Source organism: Nocardia sp. JCM 34519.1, assembly GCF_020361265.1.
GTDB lineage: Bacteria > Actinomycetota > Actinomycetes > Mycobacteriales > Mycobacteriaceae > Nocardia > Nocardia arthritidis_A.
The window spans coordinates 260948-286425 of record NZ_JAIRBR010000008.1; the positions used below are offsets into that span (position 1 = coordinate 260948).

The 25478-nt window shown below is 66.1% G+C and carries 20 protein-coding genes; 5 read left to right on the plus strand and 15 right to left on the minus strand.

The features are described 5' to 3' along the window. Positions 1-116: 116 nt before the first annotated feature. Together LGY53_RS21745 and LGY53_RS21750 are read right to left on the minus strand one after the other, a co-directional pair. Complete coding sequence (locus LGY53_RS21745; RefSeq protein WP_225728532.1) at positions 117-1367, minus strand: KasA/KasB family beta-ketoacyl-ACP synthase; 1251 nt, start codon at positions 1365-1367, stop codon at positions 117-119. A gap of 839 nt (positions 1368-2206) precedes the next feature. After that, a complete protein-coding gene (locus LGY53_RS21750) occupies positions 2207-3208 on the minus strand; it encodes a GlxA family transcriptional regulator (protein ID WP_225728533.1) in 1002 nt (333 codons plus the stop codon). Between the two features lie 71 nt (positions 3209-3279). On the opposite strand from LGY53_RS21750, the gene LGY53_RS21755 reads away from it, so the two are divergent. Both LGY53_RS21755 and LGY53_RS21760 read left to right on the plus strand, forming a co-directional pair. Further along, a complete protein-coding gene (locus LGY53_RS21755; RefSeq protein WP_225728534.1) occupies positions 3280-4662 on the plus strand; it encodes an MFS transporter in 1383 nt (460 codons plus the stop codon). Positions 4663-4773: 111 nt separating this feature from the next. After that, the gene (locus LGY53_RS21760) at positions 4774-5907 is read left to right on the plus strand and encodes a beta-mannosidase (protein WP_225728535.1); all 1134 of its coding nucleotides are present in this window, start codon (positions 4774-4776) and stop codon (positions 5905-5907) included. Here the strand turns inward: LGY53_RS21760 and LGY53_RS21765 are convergent. From LGY53_RS21765 to LGY53_RS21785, 5 genes are all read right to left on the minus strand, one after another. Continuing rightward, positions 5904-7655: a glycosyltransferase family 39 protein gene (locus tag LGY53_RS21765; protein ID WP_225728536.1), complete on the minus strand. Its 1752-nt coding sequence runs from the start codon at positions 7653-7655 to the stop codon at positions 5904-5906. The two genes, LGY53_RS21760 and LGY53_RS21765, sit on opposite strands and share 4 nt — an antisense overlap. Positions 7656-7669: 14 nt before the next feature. After that, complete coding sequence (locus LGY53_RS21770; protein WP_225728537.1) at positions 7670-9169, minus strand: glycosyltransferase; 1500 nt, start codon at positions 9167-9169, stop codon at positions 7670-7672. Then, positions 9166-10662, minus strand: coding sequence for an archaeosortase/exosortase family protein (locus LGY53_RS21775; protein WP_225728538.1), 1497 nt, complete (start codon positions 10660-10662; stop codon positions 9166-9168). The genes LGY53_RS21770 and LGY53_RS21775 overlap by 4 nt, the downstream gene beginning before the upstream one ends. A 2-nt stretch (positions 10663-10664) precedes the next feature. Continuing rightward, on the minus strand, positions 10665-12614 hold the full coding sequence (locus LGY53_RS21780) for a hypothetical protein (RefSeq protein ID WP_225728539.1): 1950 nt from the start codon (positions 12612-12614) through the stop codon (positions 10665-10667). A 140-nt stretch (positions 12615-12754) separates the two neighbouring features. After that, on the minus strand, positions 12755-13252 hold the full coding sequence (locus LGY53_RS21785; protein WP_225728540.1) for a CGNR zinc finger domain-containing protein: 498 nt from the start codon (positions 13250-13252) through the stop codon (positions 12755-12757). Positions 13253-13541: 289 nt separating this feature from the next. On the opposite strand from LGY53_RS21785, the gene LGY53_RS21790 reads away from it, so the two are divergent. Then, positions 13542-14795 carry a hypothetical protein gene (locus tag LGY53_RS21790; protein WP_225728541.1) on the plus strand — a complete coding sequence of 418 codons (1254 nt, stop codon included), beginning with the start codon at positions 13542-13544 and terminating at the stop codon, positions 14793-14795. Here LGY53_RS21790 and LGY53_RS21795 read toward each other — a convergent pair. The 7 genes from LGY53_RS21795 to LGY53_RS21825 all read right to left on the minus strand — a co-directional run bounded on the left by LGY53_RS21795 (position 14781) and on the right by LGY53_RS21825 (position 22284). Next, complete coding sequence (locus LGY53_RS21795) at positions 14781-15509, minus strand: NIPSNAP family protein (RefSeq protein WP_225728542.1); 729 nt, start codon at positions 15507-15509, stop codon at positions 14781-14783. The genes LGY53_RS21790 and LGY53_RS21795 overlap by 15 nt on opposite strands. Beyond that, complete coding sequence (locus tag LGY53_RS21800) at positions 15509-16849, minus strand: sensor domain-containing diguanylate cyclase (protein WP_225728543.1); 1341 nt, start codon at positions 16847-16849, stop codon at positions 15509-15511. The genes LGY53_RS21795 and LGY53_RS21800 overlap by 1 nt, the downstream gene beginning before the upstream one ends. Before the next feature lie 59 nt (positions 16850-16908). Next, entirely contained in the window at positions 16909-17718 is an 810-nt protein-coding gene (locus LGY53_RS21805) for an SAM-dependent methyltransferase (RefSeq protein WP_225728544.1), read from the minus strand. Between the two features lie 90 nt (positions 17719-17808). Then, on the minus strand, positions 17809-18996 hold the full coding sequence (locus LGY53_RS21810) for an ROK family transcriptional regulator (protein ID WP_225728545.1): 1188 nt from the start codon (positions 18994-18996) through the stop codon (positions 17809-17811). Positions 18997-19100: 104 nt separating this feature from the next. After that, the gene (locus LGY53_RS21815) at positions 19101-20333 is read right to left on the minus strand and encodes a sugar ABC transporter permease (RefSeq protein ID WP_225728546.1); all 1233 of its coding nucleotides are present in this window, start codon (positions 20331-20333) and stop codon (positions 19101-19103) included. Further along, positions 20333-21103 (minus strand): ATP-binding cassette domain-containing protein, encoded by a 771-nt coding sequence (locus tag LGY53_RS21820; RefSeq protein ID WP_167472605.1) that lies wholly within the window; start codon positions 21101-21103, stop codon positions 20333-20335. Before LGY53_RS21820 ends, LGY53_RS21815 begins: the two co-directional genes overlap by 1 nt. Before the next feature lie 101 nt (positions 21104-21204). Further along, complete coding sequence (locus LGY53_RS21825) at positions 21205-22284, minus strand: sugar ABC transporter substrate-binding protein (RefSeq protein WP_225728547.1); 1080 nt, start codon at positions 22282-22284, stop codon at positions 21205-21207. A 398-nt stretch (positions 22285-22682) separates the two neighbouring features. Between LGY53_RS21825 and LGY53_RS21830 the strand changes: the two genes are divergently transcribed. Next, positions 22683-24425 (plus strand): hypothetical protein, encoded by a 1743-nt coding sequence (locus LGY53_RS21830; RefSeq protein WP_225728548.1) that lies wholly within the window; start codon positions 22683-22685, stop codon positions 24423-24425. 11 nt (positions 24426-24436) lie between these two features. Beyond that, the gene (locus tag LGY53_RS21835; RefSeq protein WP_225728549.1) at positions 24437-24829 is read left to right on the plus strand and encodes a hypothetical protein; all 393 of its coding nucleotides are present in this window, start codon (positions 24437-24439) and stop codon (positions 24827-24829) included. Positions 24830-24843: 14 nt separating this feature from the next. Here LGY53_RS21835 and LGY53_RS21840 read toward each other — a convergent pair whose 3' ends face one another. Beyond that, positions 24844-25431, minus strand: a complete 588-nt coding sequence (locus LGY53_RS21840; protein WP_225728550.1) for an NAD(P)H-dependent oxidoreductase — start codon at positions 25429-25431, stop codon at positions 24844-24846. Positions 25432-25478: the final 47 nt, after the last annotated feature.

Below are 25478 nucleotides of genomic sequence, written 5' to 3' on the forward strand. Positions count from 1 at the left end.
ATGACAACTGAACACAGAACTTCAGCTCGACCCCGGGGGACGGCAGCCGGCGGAGCCGGCGGGGTGGGCATATGCGGAGCGCCGGGAAGAGTAACAGCTGTCCCGGCGCCCGCGGATCAATATCGGCCGAATGCGAGCGCTACATTATGCCCGCCGAAGCCGAACGAATTGTTGATGGCGTAATCGATCCGGCCGACGCGCGCCTGACCGTGGACGATGTCGAGGTCGATCTCCGGGTCCTGGTTGTCCAGGTTCAATGTCGGCGGGACGACGCCGTCGCGGATGCTGAGCACGGTGAGCACCGATTCCAGCGCCCCCACCGCGCCGATCGAATGGCCGAGCGCGGATTTGGGCGCGTACACCGAGGCGTGGGTGCCGACGGCCGATTTGATGGCCAGCGCCTCGGCGGTATCGCCGATCGAGGTGGAGGTGGCGTGCGCATTGATATGCGAGACATCCTTTTTCGTCAGGCCGGCCCGTTCCATGGCCCGCGTCATCGCACGCGCCGCGCCCTTTCCTTCCGGATCGGGGGCGACCAGGTGGAACCCGTCGGAGGTGAGGCCGGCGCCCATCAGCCGCGCGTGGATCGTCGCGCCGCGGGCCTTGGCGTGCTCCTCGGTCTCGATGAGCATCATCGCGCCCGCCTCCCCGAAGACGAACCCGTCGCGGTCCCGGTCGAATGGGCGCGACGCGGCTTTCGGATCGTCGTTGCGGGTGCTCATGGCGCGCATCATGGTGAACGCGGCGATCGGCAGCGCCTGGATGGTGCCCTCGACACCGCCGGTGACAACCGCATCGGCATCGCCCATCACGACCATCCGCCAGGCGTTGAAGATCGCCTCAGATCCGGACGAACATGCCGAAACCGGCGTGCACACACCGGCCTTCGCGCCGAATTCGGTGCCGACGATGGCCGCGGCGCCATTGGGCATGATCGCCTGCACCACGAACGGCGAGATCTTGCGGTAGCCGCCGTTCTCCATCTTGAACCGGGAGTCGACGATGTATTCGCCGCCGCCGAGCCCGGTGCCGATGGAGACGCCGAGCCGCTCCTTGTCCACTTCCGGATTGCCCGCGTTGCGCCATACCTCGCGGGCGAGCAGCAGCGCCATTTGCTGCACATATGCCAGACGACGCTTCTCTTCGACGGAGAAGCTGTCGCGCGGGTTCACCTTCAAATGTCCGCCGATGCGAACCGGCAATTCGTATTGATCGATGAACCCGTCATCGATCACATCGATACCGCTTTCCCCGTTCAGCAGGCCCTTCCACGTCGAATCGACGTCCCCCGCGATCGACGTCGTCGCCGCGACGCTCGTGACGACGACATCGGGAAAGCCGCTCTTCCGCTGGCCAGAACTCGCCATTCTTCGCTCACTTTCCGTTATGTGTGTACATCCGGAAACACTGATCGAGATCGCGCAGGAGGTCGGGTCGTGGAGCCGGGACCCGGCGTGATCGGCAAAGCTACATTATCGGACGGTTCCCAGTGAGAATACCGAGCGGACGGCGCGTCCGCCGCTTCGCCTCCGCTCGATCGGCGCACCCGGCCGCGGTGATCTTCAGACTCTTTGGCGGCCAACGGAATCTCCGAGCCGAAATATCCGACAATTTCGGTATCGGCCGATGTGCGCGCCGATCCGGCATCGCGAATTTCCCGGACGCCGAGCGCTCTCCGGTAGGCGCATACACGGACCGAAATAGGATGCCGCACTTCGGATATCGCCGAACGCAATCCGAGCGACGGTGAAAGCGGGTTGTCCAGCGGGATGCTGGATATCCGAACGACCGTCGTGCGGCCCCCTCCACGGTCCGCACGACGGTCATCGAACGCGTCCGGCCCGGTGGAACGACGGCCGACGAGGTGTGTGACACCTGCGAAACGGCTGTGAGCCGAACTGATGATCCAAACATGGGATGCCATGCGCCGCAAGCCGAAACAAATCGTGGCATAGGCGATCACAACCGCCGGCTAGCCCCAATTCCGGCGTCTGGCACCGGGTGCGGAGTCGGATTACCTTTCCGGTCATACGGTTTTCGACCGCGACCCCCGGTGGTCGCGGGAGTGCCCGCCGGCCCCTGTCCGGGCGCACCTGTTGGCCCATTGAGGGGCGCGTCCGAGCCGGCGTGCGCGCACCCCGCGAACCACCGGGACCGCACCCGCCGACCCGGCATCCCCACCGGGCGGCGGGCGGCGGAGCCCCGGTCAGCCCAGCACCACCTCATGTCGGCCTGCCCGGTGTGAGCGGCGGTACTCGCTCGGCGAGATGCCGACCTCGCGCCCGAAATGCGCCCGCAGATTCGCCGGGCTGCCCAGGCCGCACCGCTCGGCGACCGCGTCGACCGGTAAATCGGTGCCCTCCAACAGTTCTCGTGCCCGGTTGATCCGCTGGCCGAGCAGCCACTGCAGCGGTGTTCCGCCGAGTTCGGCGTGGAAGCGGCGGGCGAGGGTGCGCTCACTCAGCCGTGCGTGCTTTGCCAAATCGGCGACGGTCAGCGGTTTTTCGAGTTGGGTGAGCGCCCACTGCAGCGTCGCGGACAGACCGGAATCGGTGACCGACGGCACCGGCGAGTCCAGGTACTGCGCCTGTCCGCCCGAACGATGCGGCGGTACAACCATATTGCGCGCGGCGGCATTGGCGACCTGTGCGCCGAGATCCTTCCGGATCAGATGGATGCACAGGTCGACTCCCGCCATGGTGCCCGCGCTGGTGAGGATGCGACCGTCATCGATGTAGAGCACCGACGGATCGACATCGAGCCCCGGATAGCGTTCGACCAAGGCGGGCAGGTGTTTCCAGTGCGTCGTCATCCGTCTGCCGTCCAGCAGTCCGGCCGCGGCGAGCACGAACGCGCCCGAGCACAGCGAGGCGATGCGCGCGCCCCGCTCGTACGCGGCGCGCACCGCATCGATCAGGTCGGCGGGCGGATCCTCGCGCACGTTCGGGGTGGCCGGGACGATGACGGTGTCGGCGGCGATCAGGTCGTCGTAGTCGAAGTCGGTCATCGCGATGAACGGATCGCGCAGCGTCACGTGCCCGTTCGTACGGGGGCCACACAGCTTGAACTCGTACCACCGCGACCCGTCGATGCCGGGCGGCGGTTCGAAGAACACCTGGTACGGGATGGCGACCTCGAAGAGCGGCAACCCCGGCGCGACCGCGACCGCGATGATGCCGGGGCGGCGGGGTGACGTGGACAACTCCATGTCAGAAATCTAGCGCATATTGGCAATCCTGCCACTCGTTCGGCGAATCCCCAGCTCGCATAGTCGAACGCATGCAAACGATCATCGCCGAGCCGCGCACCGAGACCGCGAACCCGCGCCGCTGGCGGGTGCTTGCGGTGGCCGGCGTCGCGCAATACCTGGCCATCCTCGACCTCTTCGCGGTCACCGTCGCGTTCCCGACGCTGCAGCAGTACTTCGGCAACGCGTCGGTGAGCTCGGTCTCCTGGACCCTCAACGCGTACACCATCGTGATGGCCGCACTGCTGGTGCCCGCGGGACGATTCGCCGACGACACCGGACGCAAGCGCGGATTCCTCACCGGCATAGCGCTTTTCGGCCTGGCCTCGATCGCCTGCGGCGCCGCGCCGACACTGGCGACGCTCATCGTCGCGCGGGTGATCCAGGCCATCGCGGCCGCACTGCTCATCCCGACCGGACTCGGACTCGTGCTGCCCAGCTTCGAAAAGCGGGAGCACGCAACGGTTATGGGCATTTGGACGGCGATCGCGGCCGCGGGCGCGGCGAGCGGCCCGGTGATCGGCGGACTGCTGCTGCAGGCGGGCTGGCGCTGGATCTTCTTCCTCAACGTCCCGTTCACGGTGGTCGCGTTCGTCATCGGGCTGCGGATACTGCCGGATATCCGCCAACAGGCCGATCGGAAACTCGATTTGCTCGGCGCCGCAATGATTCTCGGTGCGACCGCCGCGCTGACCACCGCCTTCGTGCAGGCCGCGGACTGGGGTTACGCCTCGGCGGGCACCCTCGGCTGCCTCGTCGCCGCGATCGCGCTGGCCGGACTGTTCGCGGTGCACGCGCGGCGACATCCGGATCCGGTCGTGAGCCCGGTTGTGTTGCGGCACCGGCTCTTTCGCATCGCACTCGGCGGCATCTTCGCCTACTACCTGGCCTTCGCGGCGATGATTCTGGCCGCGACCCTGTTCCTCAACGGAGTATGGCACTACTCGATGCTGCGGGCGAGCCTGGCTATCGCGCCGATTCCGCTCAGCTGCCTCGTGCTCTCGCCGCTATCCGGCCGGTTCGTCGCCAGATTCGGCGCGACGGCGTCGGCCGCGCTCGGCGGGGCCGCCATGGCCATCGGTTGCGGCTGGTGGATCGTGTTCGCCGGCGTCCAGTCCTACCCGCTGATGTTCCTGCCCGGCGCGATCCTCGCGGGCGCGAGCACCGCCCTACTCCAGCCGCCGCTGTTCGGCGCGTCGGCGCTGCTGCCCGCCGACCAGCTCTCGCTGGGCTCGGGCGCGACGATGATGGCCAGGCAGACCAGTTCGGCGCTCGGCGTCGCCATCCTCACCGCCATCCTGGCCCGCACCGCGCATCCCGGACTGCCCGACTACCGGGCCGGTTGGCTGTTCATGGTGGTCGTCGGCCTGCTGGCGATGCTCGCCGGGCTGCGGTATCGGCCGCACGCGCACTGACCGGACGACACGCTAGCAATCATTCAGCCACCTGAAATTCGACCGTGGCGGATGGACCCTACTGTTAGGGGATCGGAGGTCGCGGGTTTCACCGGCACAGACGGGAGAGTTTTGACTCGGTTCGCTGTTCGCTCGTTAGTTGCCACCCTGGCACTGATCGCGCTGGCGGTTCCGGCGTGCGGCGGCGATCGGCAATCCGATTCCGGCACGGATCACTCGGTCGCCGTCCGCGCCACCGCGGACGGTTTCCGGCTGCGCGACAAGCTGTGGTGGCCGTCCGGATTCGACGCACCGCAGCTCGGCACCAACTGGTCGCTCAACTACGGCTGCGGCGCACAGGTCGATCTCGACGCGTACTTCGGCAGACTGCCGCCGGACGCGCTCACCCGTTTCAACGTCTTTCAGGCGCTCGCGGTCGACAAGACAACGGACGCACTGGATTTCCGCGCGCTCGACGCCGTTTTCCGTGCCGCGGAACGACATCGGCAACTGGTTATCGCGGTACTCGCACCACAGGACGGCGGCTGCGACGACCAGCAGTTCAAACAGCGGCAGTGGTATGCGGACGGGTGGACCCGAGCCGACCCGCAGCCGGGCCGCGCGGTGATGAGCTTCCGCGACTGGGTCGGCACGGCCGTCGCACGCTGGCACGACGTTCCGGTGCTCGCGGGCTGGGAGCTGGTGGGCGAACCCGAGACCAGCGTCTGCACCAACGGCGCATGCGATCTGGTGCACCGCACCTGTCCCCCGGACGCGGCCAGGGTGCTGCGGCGGTTCATCGACGACGCGGGCGCGATCATCCGGGCGAAGGATCCCGGCCGCCTCATCTTCGCCGGGTTCACCGGCGGCGGCCAGTGCGGCACCGCGGGCGACGACTACCGGTTCGTCGGCGCCTCGCCGCATCTGGATGTCCTTGATTACCACGACTATTCGCCGAATCTGGATACGCTGCCCGGCGATGCCCACGACGGGCTCGCGGTACGCCTGCGGCAGGCCCGCGAACTCGGCAAACCGCTGCTGCTCGCCGAGGTCGGCATGCGCGCCGGATCCTGTCGCAGCCTGCTCGACCGCCGCCGCGACCTCGAAACCAAACTCGTCACCGACCGCAATGCGGGCGTCGACGGCGCGCTCATCTGGGCCTATGTCCCCGACCCGCGCCTGGATGAGTGCAGCCTCGACGTCGGGCCCGACGACCCGCTGTGGTCACTTGTCGACCAGCTGATCACCGTGCGCACGATCCGCTAATTAGCGCCGAGCACCTGGTAGAGACGCCAGTTCGGTTGCCCGGCACCGTCGTTCGGGATTTCCATGGCCAGTGTCGCGACGCCCGCGCCGTTTTCGTAGATGGTGGGATAGCGGCGGTTCACCGCGTCGGAGGTGCCGCGGCCCTCGTTCGGCACCGCCAGAATGTATTTCACGCCGCGTTCGGCGGGGCGGTTGAGCACCCGAACGAAATCTCGGTCCGATGGGATGACGAATTGATCCGGGTGCCGCGATGCCGCCGACACGGCGAACCCGTACACGGTGTCCATCAACACCGCGCCACGCGGCAAATGCTGTGCGTCAAGATAATTCGCGATTTTGCGCTCGGTGGAGAAGGTGGCCGCGATCCGGCGCTGATCGGCGTTGTACGGCGTGGCATTGTCCGGCTCCGGGAAGAGCACCTCCTTCAGCGCGTACTCCTGTACCGCCATTTTCTGACTGGTCATCCCCCATCCGGTGAGCGGCACCGATACCGCGATCAGGCACATGGCCAGCGCCATGGCCAGTTCGGGCAGCCCGACGGCCGGGCGGGCCGCATGTTTACCGGCCGGGAAAGCCCTTGTGGGCGCGGACATTACGGCATGGCGGCCGGGCCGCCTGCTGGGCGGGAAGCCGCGCGCCGCGGTGATCTGCAGTGCGAGCACGGCGGCCAGCGGAATCGCGGCGACGTAGAAGCGCAGGAATGCGAAGGTCGAACCACTCGCGTAGCTCAGCGCCTGGAATCCGAGCACCGCGCCGCACAGCAGCAGCGGAACAAGCACCTCCGGATCGCGCCTGCGCCAGGCCAGCGCGGCGACGATCGGGATCAGGATCGGCAGCGCCGGACCGAGGATGAGGATCGATCCGACCGAATACTCCAGTGCCGCGGCGAGTTCCGCCTCCCCCTGCGCGCCGGACTGCGCGAGGATCGACGAGTTGCCGTACTGCGAGGTGAACTGCTGGAAGGCCTGTCCGGTGATCAGCCAGCTGGTCAGCGCCCAGACGAAGAAGGCGAGCGCACCCGGCGCACCGACGAGCACCAGATCCATGAACGCCGAATACCACCGATTCCGTTCGCCTTTGCCGCGCAGATAGGTCAGCACAAAGACGATCCCACCCGCGACGACCGCGGGCGCGACCGCGTCGTAACGGGTCAAATAGGCCAGGCCGAAGGCGATTCCGCAGGCGGTGAGATCGTGCGCGTCATCGGTGCGGACCCATCGGATGAGCCGCCGCATCGCCCAGCACAGGCAGAACAGGAAGGGCGCCTCGCTCATCCCGTTCGCGCCGTAGAACACCACCATCGGATTCAGCGCGAACGCCGCCGTGATCCCGGCGACCATCCACCACGGCAGCCCGCGATCGGTGCCGATGCCGAAGATCATCAGCACCGCGCCGCCCATGAACAGCGCCGACATCAGCGCGCCCGAGATACCCCAGTGCGTCATCCACGGCAGCAGCGGCGCGAACGCGACGAACGGCAGCTGCGCCAGCGAGGTGAGCGGGGTGAAGACGAAGCCGATGGCCGAAAGGTGCGGATCGCGGCTGAACAGCGCGGCCTCGGTGGCCTGCACCCGGCTGAGCGCGTCGCCCATCAGGAAGCCGTGTCCCACGCTGAGCAGCACGCCGAAGACGAGGTAAAGCAGTGTCGCCGAGCCGAATACGTACCAGCTCACTCGGCGCGGCACCGGGCTGCCGTTGCCGGGATCCGGATGGGTATTGCCGCGATCGTCGCGTTCCACCGGTGCCATGGCATCCACCTCGGTCAATTCGCCGCCTCCGCAGTGGTTTCCGGTTCCGCCGTGGTACCGAGTCCGTGAAAGGTCTTCTCCCAGTAGGACGGTTGCCGGATGAGCTGATAGCAACCCTTCGTCGACGCGACGCTCATCATGATCCAGTAGAGCGGCACCGTCAGGCAGGCCCAGATCAGATCGGGACGATTGTTCTCCCGGCAGGCAAGCAGATTCATGTAGATGGTCGCCGAGTTTCCGATGATCAGCGCGACGAGCGCGGGAAAGTAGACCGCAGACGGGAACAGGTGCCCGATCAGACTCGGCTGTCCGAGGAACCAGGACAGCGAGATGAACCAGAACACCAGGTTCAGGCAGGCGATCACCGGCGTACCCGCGAGGAAGAGGGTGAAGCGGATGAAGCTCACCGGCCCGATCTCCCGCCACAGCCGCACCGGCCTGCGGGTGTGCACCAGCCACGACTGCAAATAGCCCTTGTACCAACGGGATCGCTGCCGCACCCAGTTGATCGGGTCCGGGTTGGCCTCCTCCAACGTGGTCGAATCGAGCACGGCCGTCGAATAACCCACCGCGGCCAGCCGCACGCCGAGGTCGGCGTCCTCGGTGACGTTGTAGGGATCCCATGCGCCGATGTCCTCCAGGATGCGGCGCTGGAAGTGATTCGAGGTGCCGCCCAATGGAATCGGCGCCGCGCTGCGCATCAGGCCCGGCAGCAGATAGCCGAACCACAACCCGTAGTCCATGGTGAACCAGGCGGTGAGCAGGTTCTGGCGGGCGTTGTGGAAGGAGAGCTTGGCCTGGATGCATGCGACGGTGTCCGGCAATTCCCGGAAAGCCGCGACCACCCTGCGCAATTGGAGCGGATCCGGGATGTCCTCCGCGTCGTAGATGGTGACGATGTCGCCGGTGGCGAGGTGCATACCGTAGTTGCATGCCTTGGGTTTGGTGCGCGGCTGCGCCTCGGGCACCAGAACCATTGTCACGTAGTCGATTTCGCCGCCGATCCCCGCCTTGCGGGCCGCATCGATGGTCGGGGCGTCGTCCTCCTCCAGCAGCAACAGCACCTGCATCCTGTCCCGCGGATAGTCCAGCCCGCTCAACGCGCCGATCAGATCGCCGACCACCTCGGGCTCACCGTACGCCGGGACCAGGATGGTGTACGGCGGCAATTCGTCGTCGGTGAGCGCGAGCGCGCGCTCGTCGGTGACGGTCATGATGGCGTCGCGCGGCATGCCCCGCTTGAAGATCAGGACCCGATCCAGCATGCCCGCCAGGTAGATCAGCGTGCACAGGCCGACGAGCACGGTGCAGGTCCCCATCGGCCGCAACGCCGCGCACGCCGCGACGAGCAGTACGCAGCCGATCGCCGTATTGCGTTGCCACGGCAGGAAAGCCACCGAGGCAGACATCATCGGATCGTTCTCGCGCAGCCCGTGCACGGCGTAGTGCAGCGCCCGCGCCGAGGCGGACTCCGGCTCGACAGTGCCTGCGCCCGAATCACTTTCGCCGTTCACGAGCGCAGCCCAGCCTGGATGATCTGCTTTGCCAGATCGGTGACCAGATCCTGGTCCTTGGGCTGGGTGTCGGCGTCGACCACGTGCGCGTCGGAATCGAGCACCACCGCATTGCCGCGGAAGAAGATATTGATCACGTTGTCGAAGATCCCGAACACCGAGGGCTGTGGCTGCGGGAATTCGGCATCGGGCAGGTGATTGTCGGCCGCGATCAGGCTCACCCGCTCGGCTCGGTCCCCGTCGCGCCAGTTCCAGCTCAGCCAGGTCCAGCTGAGCAGTTTGCGGTCGTCCAGTACGACATTGAGCCGCGCGGTGATGCCGTTGCCGAGGTCGAGCCAGGTGGCCGGGCCGACGCGGGGTTGGCTGAGGTTGTAGAGCACGAACTCCGGGAGCCGGTCGATCGCGTAGCCGTCCGGCGCGTCGACCGTGTCGACCACCACTCGACGACGCCGGGATTCCTTGTCCCACTGCGGATTCGGACGCTCGGCCCGGATCAGATAGCGGGTGAGCACCGACCTGTCACCGAAAAACCGGTGCGACCACGAGTATTCGCGTTCGGCGAGCAGGGTCCAACCATTGGGCGGCACGTGCGGCCGGTTCAGATCCAGTCCGGCGACGAGCGGGAACTGCCGGTCGTAACCGGGCGGGATGGGCAGCACCGTCAGCGCGCACGCGGCGACGACAACCGCCGCGACCGCGCTGAGCACCTGCTGCGCCTTCAACGGCTCGATGGGCCGGTCCACCGGCTTGTACGAGGGACCGCGCCGCCGCACGTCGAAGTACATCACCAGGCCCATCACGAACACCGCGAGCAGCGAGGGGATGGCCTGATAGGCGAAGATCGGCGCGTCCGGCCAGAAGAAGCGCAGCGCCGCCAGTACCACCGCGCCGACGAGGAGGGTGCCGACCGCGCCGATCAATGCTCGAATCCTGGTGCGCCCCATGGCGATCGCCGCGGCGAAGGCCGCGAACGGCAGCATTGCGACGCCGGTGTCGAAGCCGCTGCCGCCGATCGCGGTCCGCACCATCCGGTACGGCACCGGGAAGACCGCGAGCAGCAGCAGCCAGGTCGGCCAGAACCGCGTCGTCGGCCGCAGCCCGAACAGCAGCACGCAGGCGCCGAACAGGAACAGCCAGGCCGCGAGCAGATCCAGGTGCAGCATCTCGTAGAGGTAGCGGTAGCGCGGCAGCAGCAGTCCCTGCACCGAAATCGCCGCGCCCAGCGCCATCAGCCCGACGATCACATCGGTCTGCCGGTCGTGGATCGGCAGTTCCCGCCGCGGCCGCAGCATGGTGCCGATCGCGGCCAGCATCGCGAGCGCCAGCAGCACGTACGCGTGGCCGATGCTGGAGCCGTGCGCGGCGTCGTGCACCAACCGCACCCAGGTTTCCCGGAACGCGACACCGGTGGCGACGGCAATCAGCAACAGCCGCAACGAGATCCGGACAAGGGTCCCGCGGACGTGGCCGCGCGTCTCGGTCGGCGCGGACATCGTTACCGGGTACCGCGTCGGCGCAGCAGCAGCACGACCCCGGCGAGCACCGCGACCGCGGCCACCGCGGAGCCCGCGATGACGAGTTTGCGGGCCACCGAAATCTCCTGCGGGGCTTTTGTATTCGTACTCAGTCCGAGTGCGGCGTTGGGGTCGAAGAATTCCGGATCCCGATCGCCCGCCTGGAACAGGGCCGCGCCGTGCAGTTGCTGCCAGCGATCCGGGTCGGCGTTGAGCCAGTCGAGCGCGCGATCCAGGTGCCCCGCGGCATTGGTCGAACTGGCGACGACCACGGTGCGCCCGCCGGACCAGGTGGTCTGCAGTGAGCCGAACGCGACGGTGGGATCTATTCTGACAACGGCCTTTTCGCCGCCGGTCCCGGTCTCGGTGACGGTCAGCTCGTCGTTCTCCGGATCCAGCGGCAGCTCGATCGAATTCGGCACTCCGCCACTGGCCGCGATCAGCAGGGCGGGCCCGCCACCGCTCGCCGCCCGATCGAACGGCACCACCTCCGGACGCATCGGAACCACCGAAAGTCGTTGCAGGCCGGTCAGAATCGTCACGGCCCGCACGGTGTCGCCGTAGCCGGGATCCTTCATGCCCACCTGCACCCGCGGCTGCAACCCCTGCGGCAGCGCGTCGAAGCCGCCCGGAATCGGCGGCAGCGCGGCCTTACTGGTGATTTCGGTATCGGGGTCGATGGTCAGCGTCACCGGCCGCTCCAGACCGCAGCCCTGGGTGAGCCCGGTCTGGTGCATGGTCACCGAGATCGTGGTGAACCGGGTGAGATCGGCGTTCGGGATATCGATCCACCGATCGATGCGCCCGCCGCTGTCGACCGGCCAGCCGTCCACGTATTTTCCGTTGGCCTCCACCATGATCGAGCCGCTCATGGTCTCCGGCAGCGGGGTGTAGCTGCCGAGCAGACGCACCCGCATATCCCGGGCCGGCCTGCCGATCCGGGACTGGTCCGCGCCGAAATCCACCCGCACCTGCCCGATCGAGGTGGAGCTCAGCTGGGTCTGTCCGAGCTCCGCGAGCGTCACACTGTCCGGCGCCATCCTCGGCGCGCTCGGCAGCGAAACGGCCGTCGCGCCCGAGGAAATGGCCACCTTGGTCAGGTCGCTGGTCAGTAGCCGGGTCTGGTCGGGCAGGGTTTTCCGGTCGCCGGTGAGGCGCAGGACCGGGGCCGGGCCGATATTGGTCAACCGCAGGCCCGCGTCCGCGGATTCACCGATCACCACCTGCCGTTCCAGAAAGCCCGGGTTGTGGTCGGGTATCTGAGTGTCGGGGACGACCCGCCTGACCTCGACGACGACCGGCTGGCCGCTGTAGCGCGCGATGATCGCGGTGCTCAGCGACATCGCCGTATTGCTTTCCATCTCGGTCGGTTTGGCGGGCAGGTACATGGTCAGCTTGTGCAGTATCGGCGGCAGGAAGTCGGCGATCGTGGTCGGCTGGATCTCCTCGCCGCTGTAGACGACGTTCGCGTCGGCCAGCGTCAGCGGGCGCCCCCACCAGTCGGTGACGCACCAGCCGGGATCCGGCAGCAGCGACGAGGTGAGGGTCAGCGCGACCGCGTTGTTCTTCACCTCGGCCCCGGCCAGCGACAGCCGGATCGGGGCGGGCGGGCCGATCGGCAGGTCGATCCGGTCCACCAGCCGGTCGCCCGAGGCGACCTCGATGGTGCCGCGCGCGACGTGCGGCGGTAGCTGGATGGTGCCGATGAGCGCGGTCGGCGACAGCCCGGGCAGTACCGGCAACACCAGCGACACCTGGTGCTGACCACCCGGGAAGGTCAGCGATTTGCCCATGCCGAGCGCGGGTAGCGCGAGCGGGACGTCACCGGATACCGCGGTCGCCGAACCGGGCGCGACCGTCCCGGGCAGGACGGCGATGAGGCATGCCGCACCGAGCAAGCCCATCTTCTGTAGTCGCGCACGCAAGGCCATCGGCGGTCTCCTGGTTCGTCCCGCGGCAGATGGCCCGAGCACGGGTCCGTCCAGCACCGCGCATGTGAATTTCCCGACGTACGAGCGCCGATCTTATAGCGGACACGAATGTCTATTTATTGCGACACGCTAGGAGCGAATCATCCGGCCCGCCGCCGGTATTCGGCGACGTGCACCCGGGTCGAGCAGCGCGTCGAACAGAAACGCCGCCTGCCGTTACGCGAAACATCGACGAATACCTGCGAGCACCCCTCCCGCGCACAGGTGCCGATCCGCCCCGGATCCTCGCAGAAAACCGTCGCGAGACCGACCGCCGTATACGCCCGCACCCGCTCGTCGACCGGTGCGTCGGCCTGTGCGAAATGCAGGTGCGGCGCCCGGCCGTCATGCGTCGAAATGTACGGCCGGCTGGTCGTTTTCCGCAGCAGTGCGTTGATCCGGTCCACCGTCGGCGCGCGGAACACCTCCGCCAATTCCACGGTCCACCGGCGCAGCCGGTCCACCTGGCGCGCGTCTAGTGGGCCGAGCGGTTTGTAGTTGGCGTCCGAAAGTACCTGCCAGACGGCATCTTTCGGATTCGCGTTGACCAACCGGACGGCGAGTTCGGCCGCCGCGCCACCGTAAGGGTTGAAATGCACTAGACCATTACATCAGTCTGGGGAGTATGTCCGCCATCTGCCCAGCATGTTCCTGGCCGAAACCGGCAACCGTGTCCGCCCACGGGGGCGTTCGCTATCTGCGCTGCGTCTGCGGGCTTTGGCTGATCGAGGAATACAACTGTGTAACAGCGTCCATAGGTGACAGTGTTTTCGGAACAACACGCCTTTTCGAAAATCCCAGGAGCGCATCGGATTCGAGCTAAATTCGAGATGGATTCGTGTTTAACGAACAGTCCGGCCGGGACGATCTCATCGGTGGAGGACAGATATGACGACGGCGACCGTCATTCGCCCGCTCGCCCCCAGCGAGGAGATTTTCGCTCCCGGTGAGGTGTACGTGGGCTACTGCGTCCGGGTTTCGGGGCGACTGGAGTTGTCCGCGCTGGCGCGCGCGTACGAACTCCTCCTGCGCGCCCATCCGATCCTCGGCGCCCATCTGGAGGCGGCTGACGACCGATATGTGCTGCTGGAGCCGTGCGGCCCGGCCCCGGAGATCTCGGTGACCGAGGGCGATCCGGAACTGCTGCTCACCGGCGCGGTGATCGACCAGCGGATGGCGCTCAGCACGGTGTGTGTGGTGCGCGACGGCGATTCGGCCAGCGTCACCCTGGTGACGCACCACTGCGTCGCGGATGCCTACCATTCGCTGGCTCTGCTGCGCGAGCTGTGGGGGTATTACCGCGATATCGTGCTGGACCGTCCGATACCGATCGAGGTGCACGATTATCCGCGCCCGGTCGAGGAACTGCTCGCCGCCCGCGGTATCGAGAAGGTTTCGAACCCGATCACGGTGCCGCGCGCCATGGTCTCCGAAAACGTTGGCGCACAGCGAGATTGGGATAGCATCGGATACGTGCTGCCGCGTGCGACCCGCTGCCACCTCAGCACGGCCGAAACCGCCGAGCTGGTCGCCGTCGGCCATCGGGAGAAGGTCACCATCAACGCACTGGTATCGGCGGCAATCCTGTTGACCGAGGCCGAGATTCGCAACCTACCGCTGCCCGAGCTGATATACACCTACTCGGTCGATCTACGCACCAGGATCACCCCGCAGGTCGGCTATACGGACGGCACCAATATCCTCGGCTTCGCCAACTACGCGCCGGGGCCGAATACTCCGGCCACCATGCTCGGACTCGCCCGCGATATATACGGAAACCTATGCACCGAGCTGGCATCCGGTGTGGTGCAACAGACTCCGCTACACATTCCGGACATCTCGGCGGCGGGCCCGCCACGCATACCCGGAATCGTGTTGGCCACCAACTGGGGTCGCATTCAGGAGCCGCCGATGCCCCCATCCCTCCGTATTACCGATTTCCGCTCGACCATGATCGGTAAACCCGATCGCACCGGGCGCCGCCCGGAAAAGCCGGACGAGGGCACCTGCATCATCACCACTTTCCGCGGCAGGCTGAGCATCGAGATCCACCATCCGGAATCCACTACACCGCAGCATGTCCGGCGGGTGAAACTGCTCACCGCACATCTACTGTCCGTCCTCGACTCAGCGCAGCAGTGAGCGTTCCGTAGGGGCGAGCAGGTGCCGTTCGATGGGCGCGGCCAACCACAAGGTCAGCTCCGGAACCACCTTGTCGGTCCAAAGAGCCGATCCGGCAAGGGAATTCAGGTGCGCGTCGAGCGCGGTCCGGTTGTCGAACCTGGTGAAGGTGACGAATACCGAGTCCGGGCGATTCGGCAACTGCGGGAAGCTGTTCGGGGACGGATCGGTCACGTAGGCGGCGGAAGGCGGCGAATCGACGGGATCGAATATCGGCCGCACCCAACCGTCGAAGAAGTCGGTGAACACCTCGGGCGATCCGGCGAGGTAGTACACGGTCACCAGGATCCGGGTGTCCGGGACTTCGGTCGAGCCGCGCCCCGGGCGGGTATCCGGGACCGTCAGTGCGGAATGCGTTGTCGCGGGCCGTAAAAGCAATGCGTTCGTAGAATCCAGCATGGTCGCGTTGGCCGCCGCCCGGTTGGCGCGCCAGGCGGCGCCGTCGACGTAGAAGGCGGGCAGCGCGGTATCCCTCGTCGCCAGATCCGGATAGGCGCGCAGCCAAACGAACAGGTCCGGGTCGAGTTCGTCGCGGAACTGGCCCAACAGCCGAATACCCAATTCCTCCTGGGATTCGATGAATTCGCGCTCGAAGAGGCCGATCATTTCATCGCGCAGGCCGGGCCGCAGAGTGTAGCGCCTGAGTTCGAGCAGCGGCCACTGGTTCAGGGTCATCAGCCAACCGTGCCAGCCGGGCCCCGCGCCGACGAGCCGTCTGTCAGCCGTTTTTCGGACAGATCCGGCCACGGACCGGGCCCGCGCTGCCGGGATTTGTTGCGGTACATAGCCGTATCGACGGCGTGCAGCAGTTCGTCGACCTCGGTCGGACGGTCCGCGACGAAGGCGGCACCGATGCTGGCGCCGACCGTGACGAGCGTGTCGCCGATCGTCATCCGCGGCGCGAGCGCGGCCGCCAGCTCAGCCGTCACCTCGTCCAATTGGCCTGGGCCGGCGCATTTTTCGATCAGCACGATGAATTCGTCGCCGCCGATGCGAGCGACAAGTCCGTCGAGCGGGCGCACCGCGGCGCGCAGCCGGTCGGCCACCAGCCGCAGCACCTGATCGCCGACGGCGTGACCCCAGACATCGTTGATCTCCTTGAAGCCGTCCAGATCCAGGTAGCACACGCCGACCGGGGGTTCGGCCGCGGCGAGGCGGTCGAAGAACTGGCCGCGGTTGGGCAGGCCGGTGAGCATATCGTGGTTGGCGTCGTGCCAGAGCCGGTCGGCGAGCTGTTTGCGCTCGGTCACATCGACGGCCACGCCGATCAGGAAGCGCACCTGCCCCTCGGCGTCACGCACCGCCGACATCGACAGGTCGATGCAGGTGGTACTCCCGTCGGGGCGCAAATGGTCTGTCTCCAAACGGAATTGGTCCACCTGCCCGGCGAGCAGGAGCTCCAGTTGACCGTAGGCGTGGCCGATATTCTCCTGGCCGATCAGCTCGGCCACCGCGCGACCCGGCATCGATTCGGCTGGGAGACCGAGCATTTCGGCGAACGCGGCATTCACCTCCAGCACCTGCCCCGCGGTGTCGACGGTACCGATGCCCACCGAGGCGCCCGCGAAGATCGCCGCGAACCTGGCCTCCGACAGCTGCCGACGCGCCTCCGCCTCCCGTGCCGCCGCCAACGTCGCCACCAGGGTGGTCTCCTGTTCGGCCAGCGCCACCGCGCGCAGCGCGCCGGTGAATCCGGCGGCGAATTCCGCGGCCACCGTCAGCGCACGGTCGCGCACCGCGTCGCAATCGGCTCGATCCCGGCACACGTATTCGGCGATGTCGTCGCAGATGATCCGGATCGATCGGCCCACCGCCACCGGATCCCGGTAATTGGCCGCGACCAGCGCCACCGCGGCGGTGTGCGCGGCCGTGAGCGGACCCGTTCCGCGCACCGCCGCGATCAGCTCGTCGGCGAGCCCGCCGAGCAGCGCCTCGATCTGGGTCCGCGTCAACGTCGGCGCGACGACACCGTCGAGCGCATCGGCCCAGCGCATCGCGACCTCGTGCGCGCCCACCGGTCAGACACCCCCTGCTCGGGGATACCTGGCGAGGACCGAGCGGGTGGACATCGGCTTCAGTTCTTGCGGCCGACCCCGGCCAGCCCGAGCGAACGGCCCGGCGCCTCGTGCTGATCGCGTTCGGACTCGGGCCGCCATGCCGGCAATTCCACGACGCCGGGATCGACCAAGTCCCATCCATCGAACATAGCCGCGATGCCGTCCCGATCCCGGAAGTGGATACCGATTCGATCCACATTCGCGGCGTTTGCGCCCAGTTTTGCGGCGTCCTCCGGCCGCGAAGCCGAGGTCAGATGCGAAATCGCCACATAGCTGCCCACGGGCAGTGCATCGCGTAGTTCCGCGACCTTCCGCGCCGGGAGGTCGTTGTCGGCGAGCAGGTGCAGCACCGCGACCAGCAATAATCCGACCGGCTGACCGAAGTCGATCAGCCCGGACTGCCGCACCTTCACCAGCAGGGCCGCGGGGTCGCGCAGGTCGGCCTCCAATGCGGCCGCCCGCTCGTTACCGCGCAGAATCGCCTTGGCGTGCGCCACCGCGACCGGATCGATATCCAGATACAACACCCGGATCTCCGGATCGATGGCCTGCACCACCTCGTGCACATTGCCCGCGGTCGGGATGCCCGAACCGATATCGACGAACTGCCGCACCCCGGCCTCCGCCAAATACCGCACCGCCCGGCGCAGGAACGCGCGATTGCTCAGCGCGAGCCGCGGCAGATCGGGCACCAGCTGCCTGCCCATCTCCGCCGCCTTGCGGTCGACCTCGAAATTGTGCGAGCCGCCGAGCAGCGCGTCGTACATGCGCGCCGGGCTCGCCTGCCGCATATCGACGCCATCGGGCGCCCAGGCCGGCCTGTCCATCGGTAACCCCTTCAGCTAGCTACTCGCCCGTTCCGACGGCCCCCTGAACGGCGCAGTCGAATAATAATCGGACAGTTGATCTTCCGCCGATCACGAACCCGTCATCCTGGCCAGCGTCTGCAGCGGATCCGAAAGCACCTCGGCGAAGGCCAGTTCCGCGGCACCGATCAGCGTCGCGTCGCCGACCAGCGCCGACGTCCGCAATCGGACCCGCTCGCGCACCGCCTGCAACCCGTCGAGCGCCACCCGGCTGCGCACCTGCGCCGCCGAGGCCAGATAGATCTGGCGCAGCACACCGCCGAACACCACCATCGACGGATTGAAGATATTGACCAGGTTCGCGACGCCCCTGCCGAGCCAATCGCCGACCTGATGCAGCGCATCCCGCGCGGTGACATCGCCGTACGCGGCCGCCTGCACGATCGCCTCGACCGCCGCGCGTCCGGCTAGATCGTCGCGACCGGCCGCCGCGATCAGCGCGAGCTCACCCGCCTCGGCCTCCAGGCAGCCGCGCGAACCGCAGGCACACGGCCTGCCATCCGGATTCACGATCATGTGCCCGACCTCGCCGCCGTATCCGCCCTCGCCGCCGAGCAGCTGCCCGCCGACGATGATGCCGCCGCCGATGCCGACATCGCCGTGCAGATAGATCAGGTTCTGCAGGCCGAGCCCGACGCCGCGTTCCCGCTCGGCCAGCGCGCCGAGGTTGGCGTTATTGCCGACCGAGACCCCGACGCCGAGCCGTTCGGACAGAGCCGCGCCGAACGGCACATCCACCCAGCCGATATTCGGGCCGTAGCGGACGACACCGTCCTCCTGGCGCACCATGCCGCAGAAGGCGACGCCCGCGCCGAGGCAGCGGGCATTCCCGTCGAGCATCGCCCGCGCCATCCCGGCCAGCGTCTCGATAACGTCCTCCGGATCGAAAGTGCCACTGGGCCTCGCGGTTTCGGTGCGGTCGAGGACAATTCCGCCCAGCCCCACCCGGGCCGCCGCCAGCCGGTCGGCGCCGACGTCGAGCGCGAGCACGTACACCCGCTCGGATTCCGGCCGGACCACCAGCGATGGCCGCCCCGCCCGGCCGGTCTGGCCCGGCAGTTCCTCCCTGACCAGTCCGGCCGCGACCAGATCGGCGGTGAGCGCGAGAATCGTGCTGCGGTTCACCCCCATGCGTTCGGCGAGGGTGGTGCGGGAGACCGGTCCGCCGCTGTGCACATGCCTGAGCAGCACCGCCAGATTCTGCCTGCGGATCTCTTCGGGTGATGGCGCCGCGCGCATCGTGTCATCCCCTCTCCGCGAATATTGTTCAGCCGCACCGGTCTTCGGCACCGGACGGCATTCGGATCACCTTCCTGGTGGTTTGCCTGGCTCCTCGGCCGCCGCTAGCGCTGCATGGCGCGGCGGCGCGACAGCGCGTCGACACCGGCGGCGAGCAGCAGGACGAATCCTGTCACAACGAATTTCGTGCCCGCGCTGTAGCCCATCAGGCCCATTCCGTTGTTGATCACCGCGACCACCGCGGCGCCCAGCACCGCGTCGCGCATCCGCCCGCGCCCGCCGAACAGACTGGTCCCGCCGATCACCGCGGCGCCGACCGCGGTGAGCAGCACATCGCTGCCGCCGGTATTCGGATCGACGGAATTGGCCCGCGACGCCGCGATGAGCCCGCCGACCGCGGCCATGGTCGAGCACAGCACGAACGCGGTTATCTTGATGCGGTTCACCGCGATACCGGCCCGGCGCGCCGCCTCGGTATTACCGCCGACCGCGTAGATATGCCTGCCGAATTCGGTGCGGTTCAAGACGAAGGTCCATACCAGCAGCAGTATCGCGATGAGCGGCACCACGATCGGCATACCCTTGAGCGAATGCAGCTCCGGATTGCGGCTGCGTTCACCGTTGAGCACCAGCACCGCGACACCCGTCACCACGGCCACCACCGCGATGCGCACCGCGATCACCGAGCCGGTCTCCCCCGTGAGCCCGAGTTTCGTTCGCGCCGTGTACTTCCGGTATTGCACGGCCGCGAAACCCGCGACCAGCAACACCCACATGATCCAGCCGAGCATCGGCGGCACATTCTTGTTCGCGATGGCGAGCACCGTATTGTCGTGGATCGAGATATTGCGCCCGTTGTCCATGATCTTCAGCGCAACCCCTTGCAGCGCAAGGAAAGCCGCGAGGGTCACCACGAACGACGGTATCCCGATCCGCACCACGATGGTGCCGATGGTCAGCCCGATCACCACCCCGGTGAGCAGCGAAACCAGCACCGCCGCATACCAGGGCCAGCCCTTGTCGGTGAGCAACACCGCGAGCACGGCCGCGCATACACCGCTGGCGAATCCGGCGGACAGGTCGATCTCACCGAGCAGCAGCACGAAGATCAGGCCCATCGCGATCACCGCGATGGCCGCGCCCTGGGTGAACAGATTCGCGAAATTGGCCTGGGACATGAACACCGGCCGCGCGATCCAGAACACCACCGAGAGCACGATCAGCGCGAGCACCGAGGGCAACGCCCCCATATCGCCGCTGCGCACCCGGCCGACGTAGTTGTTCATCATCTCCGAAACCGGTGCGGCCGTGGGTTTTTCGGTCAACACGGCAGCCATCACTTAACTCCGTTTGCGTCCAGGCCGAGGTTCCCGCTGCGCCCGGCTGTGATCAATTCGACGACCTGCGCGTGCGTCACGTCGGAGGTCCGCACCTGCGCCGCCATCCGGCCCAGGTATAGCGCGGCGATCCGGTCGGACACCGCGAACACGTCGTTCATATTGTGCGAAATCAGCACCACCGCAAGGCCTCTGTCGGCCAGCGTGCGCACCAATTCCAGCACCTGCTGGGTCTGCGCGACCCCGAGCGCGGCCGTCGGCTCGTCCAGGATCACCACCTTGTTGTTCCACAGCACGGCCTTCGCGATCGCGACCGTCTGCCGCTGGCCGCCGGACAGGCTGGACACCTGCTGACGCACCGACTTCACAGTGCGAACGGACAAGCCCGCCAATGTTTTTCCGGCCAGCTCCTCCATCGCGTACTCGTCGAGCACAATGCCGCGCTTCTTCTCCCGGCCGAGGAACATGTTCTGTACGACGTCGAGGTTGTCGCAGAGCGCGAGATCCTGGTAGACGATCTCGATGCCGAGCGCGGCCGCGTCGCGCGGGTTGTGGATATGAACAGGCTTGCCGTCGAACAAGATTTCGCCCGCGTCGATCGGGTAGATGCCGCCGATGCATTTCACCAGCGTCGATTTGCCCGCGCCGTTGTCGCCGACCAGCGCGGTCACCTCGCCCGCGTACGCCGCGAAACCGACATCGTGCAGGACATGGACCGGGCCGAAACTCTTCTCTATGCCGCGTAATTCGATAACGGGCGTCTCTGTCATGGGTGGAGCTCCTGGGAATTCGAGGGGTCAGAGCGGGCACTGCGTGTGCGAAATCCCTTCCGCGGCCCCCTCATTCGAAACCGCGGAAGGGATGGCGGAGCTCAGCTCACACCGTTGTCCGCGCACAGCTTGGCGTAATCACCCGTGCACAGTTCACTCTTGGTGACGTAGCCGTCGGCCACCACGTCCTTGACGTTTTCCTTGTAGATCGGCTTGGGCTCCAACAACACCGACGGAACGTCGGACTTGGACTCCGGATCGGTCACCGCTCCGTTGGTCTGCCCCTTCTCGCCCTTCACCAAACCGATGGCCAATTTCGTCGCGGCATCGGCCTCCTGTTTGATCGCCTTGTAGACGGTAAGGCACTGATCGCCCGCCAGCACGTTCTGCAGGCCCTGCACCGTCGCGTCCTGCCCGGTGACCGGGACCTGTCCGTTGAGCTTCTGCTTCTTCAGCACCGCGATGGCCGCGTTGCCGAGTCCGTCGTTGGCCGCGACGACGCCGTTGATATTCGGGGTGCCGGTCAGCATCTGCTCGAAGATGGTGCCCGCCTGGGCGTTATCCCATTCCGGCACCGCCTGGTCCGGACCCTTCACGAACTCGCCGGAATCGAATTTCGGCTTCAGCACGCTGTCGTAGCCGCTCTTGAACAGCGTCGCGTTGTTATCGGTCGGGGCGCCGTTCAGGTATGCCACAACGGGTTTGACGATCTTCTTGTCGGTCAGGCATTTCGCGATGCCCTCGCCCTGCAGCTTGCCGACCTTCACATTGTCGAAGGACACGTAGTACTGCGCGCCGCCGCCCAAAGTGAGCCTGTCGTAATCGATTACGGTGACGCCCTGCGATTTCGCCTTCTGGATCACCGCTTTACCGGTGCCGCTGTCCAGGTTGGTGATCATCAGCACCTTCACCCCGCTGGTGATCATCTGGTCCGCGAGCGTCTGGAACGCCTGCTTATCGCCCTGCGCGTTCTGGATATCGGCCTTGATGCCCGCGGCATCGAACGCCTGCTGCAGGTATTTCCGGTCCGCCGTCTCCCATCGCGCCGAGGTCTTGCTGTCCGGCAGGATCACCCCGACCTGCGCCTTGCTACCGGAATCCTTGTTGTCGTTACCGCACGCGGTCAACGAAGCGAGTACCGCGACAGAGACGGCCGCGACGCCGAGTACGCCCTTACGCATGAGTGGGCCTTTCGTGGAACTACCGCCCCGGCGCACCGGGGGTCGAGCGAATGTTGTTCGGCACAACATACGACACCCCGCCCCACCGCACTGCGTTTTCGCATTTATTTGTTGTCCGCCGTAACAATCGAGCCACACCCACCCACCCTCCACTCACCACCCACACGAAAAGTGCTGGTAAACAAGGGTTTTGCGCGGCACCACACGCCCGCCACGCTGTCAGCCCCACTTGCACTCGTCGAACTCCCGGCCGATACACCTACAGCTTCGATCGCGTTGCCGAGCTCCATGCCAACCAACACCCGATCGGGCCTTCGAGTCGGGCGAAACCCGCGTCCCATCCCGCTCGCTTTGATACCCTCTGTGCGCCAATCGATTTCGATGCGGTGAGGGGAAAAATGGGGGCGAGCCTTTCTGCCGAAGCGCAACAACCGGCGCGGCAATTCCCGATGGGCCAGTTGGACGACGAGGCGACCAGGTTTCTCGCATCAGCAGTACATCTCGACGATGTCTTGGCCGATGTGTTGATCGACGAGTTCCTCGGCGAGCCGAAACGAGCGATACCTCCGTCTCCAGGCGTGCGGGCCGAAGTCGTGCTGGGCGAGGCACTGGTCGCCCAATCTCGCCGCCGCACAATCAACACGATCCTGCTGGTGCTCATCACCATGCTGACGGTCATCGCGTTTCCGTTGGTGGTGGCATGGCTTGTCTCTGGACTCGTCTGGCGATTTTTCTCGGTGGTTGTGACTCGCGTCGCACTCGCCACCAGCGATTCACGTTTCGCCAACGCCCTGGCGACGAACCGACAGCGTTGGTGGGCAACGGCTTTCCTGTGGTCCCTCTTGTCCATTGTCTGGATTTCCATCCCAGCGTTCGTACTGATTCCAGTCGCGATGGCGTCTTCGGACAAGTCGACGGTCTCATCGATCGGCGCGGCCCTGTTCATCATGGGTCTCGGTGTGCTGACGATAGCGATGTACGGCGCCCTTGTCGCAAAGCAATATCTGCCGCGACGAACGGTCGACATCTGGTACTCGTTCGGGAACTACCCCGCGAACGTGCCACCGCGCAAATCTCTTGTCAAAGCCTGCAGACGGTACTCGGATCGACTACAACGAATAGCGCACAACGGAACTCGCCGAAATCAACGAAACTCCGGCGAGGTCGTAGTCTATCGAGGCGGAAACCCATTTGTCGGAGCAGGCATACGTGCCAGGTCATGGTCGGCGGCCATTGAGCTCCGACCACGCAGCACCGATTCGGAGGGTCCGATACCGCGGTTCGAACCCCATGATCTGTACCAGTTCGTTTCCGAGGATCTGGCAACGCTGAGAAAGGCGCCACATCTGACGCCGGGCCAGCGGTTCGCGGATCTCCGTATCACCAACTTCGCAGTTCTGTCGGCTAACAGTCTTCCCTACATCCCCGAAGCCGGGCACCTCCTGGCCCAGTTGACGGCCGGAATGGATCCAGAACTAACGGAGGAGAACTGGCGCGATCTGGCGAACCAGCCTCCGGAATGGTTGCGGTACTACCAATGTTTTCGTCTCGAGGGCTGGTCACGTCAGCTCGCCGTATCGGGCTTCCTCCACGTTGGTTGTGACGAGCGAATCTTGGTCCTGGAATGGTTCGGCTTCGTTTTGCCACCGATCGCTCCAGAGCATCGTCTCGTCGATCTACCTCCGACATGGCTCGAGCTGCGCGCGATGTGGAAAGCGCTAGCCGATTTCGCATTGTTACCGACGACGGTACCGACTCGTCTTATGGATGTCGTCCGAGGAATGCGGGATACCGCAAGGGTTTCGGGCGGCAACTGGGCGACACCAACGCAAGCCGCACAGGTCTTCGGATCGGCGGCGAGCATGCGGGAACTGGGTGCCGGAACCCGGCTGAACACACTCCTCCAGATATCGGACAGCGATCGTTACTTAAAGATTCTGGAGCGCCGAGTCGTTCATGCCATCCACCGCTTCCTCGAGTCTGTGGGGTTGTCCGCGGCAGAATTTGATGAAATCGTCAAACAAATCAATGTATACACCGTGTTCAACAACTCTGAGATCAATGCCGGAAACATTGGTGGACAAGGAAATACAGGCACGATGTCCGTGAACACATCGGACACCGTCAATTCGACTGAGTAGGAGATCGTGCTATGCCGAAAGACCATTCGAACAGCGGTGTCGAGATCAGCGGAAGTCAGGTCGTCGCCGGAAACATCGGAGGCACCGGTAATACCGGGACCGTGCGCGGACGGGTCACCATGCGCGGAACGCCGCACCCGGACGAGCTCGCAACGACGCTCGAGCAATTGCTTGCCGAGCTGGGGAGACTCCGGACGCAACTCGTGACCGCCACCGGGCCCGACGCCGAGCCCGGTGATGTCGACGATGTTATCGACGCATTGAACAGGACAGAACCGGACGTCGAGCGCGCGGCTGGCAGATGGGCACGCCTTCTCCGGCGAATCCCGGAACCGCTCAGAAACCTCGACACGGTTACGAAGATCGTCAACCTGTTACAGCAAGTGCAAAACCTGACGTCTTGATGCCGAACTCGGTGTCACGCGATAAGAGCCGCGGCCAACTTTCGGGCGGCCTGGAGCCAGGCGATTCTGGAGTCGTCGGTCGAATCCTTGACTGTGCGGAAGACGACTCGGTGTAGTTTTTCGACGCCTACATAAGGGAGGACGCAGGCGGTCCAGATTTGTTCGAGGGGGTCGCCGAAGGTGGTCTGTTCACGCGCGAGTGGGGTGTCGGAAGTGTTGAGGACCAGGGCCCGTTTGATATTCAGTAGCGAAAGTGGTTTGGCTTCAGGGGTTTCCAGTTTGTAGGCGACGGTCGGCGCCAGGACGCGCTGCACCCAACCGGTCATGATCGCGGGTGGCATGCCCCACCAGTTCGGGTGGATGAAGACGAGGGCGTCGAGCTCGGCAAGTTCGCGCTGATGATGGTCGACGAGGCCGTCCACGGTCGCGCCTTCGACGGTGTCGGTTTCGGCGGCGGACAGTACGGGATCGAACCCCTCGGCGTAGAGATCGTGCGGGCGGACATCCGCGCCGTGTCCCGCCAGTTCATCGACTACGGCGTCGAACAGTGCCCGGTTGAAGCTGTCCGGCCGCGGATGGGCCAGGTAAACCGCGATACGCATGCATCCAACTGTGCCGGACACCGGCGAACTACCGGCCGCTGGCCTCC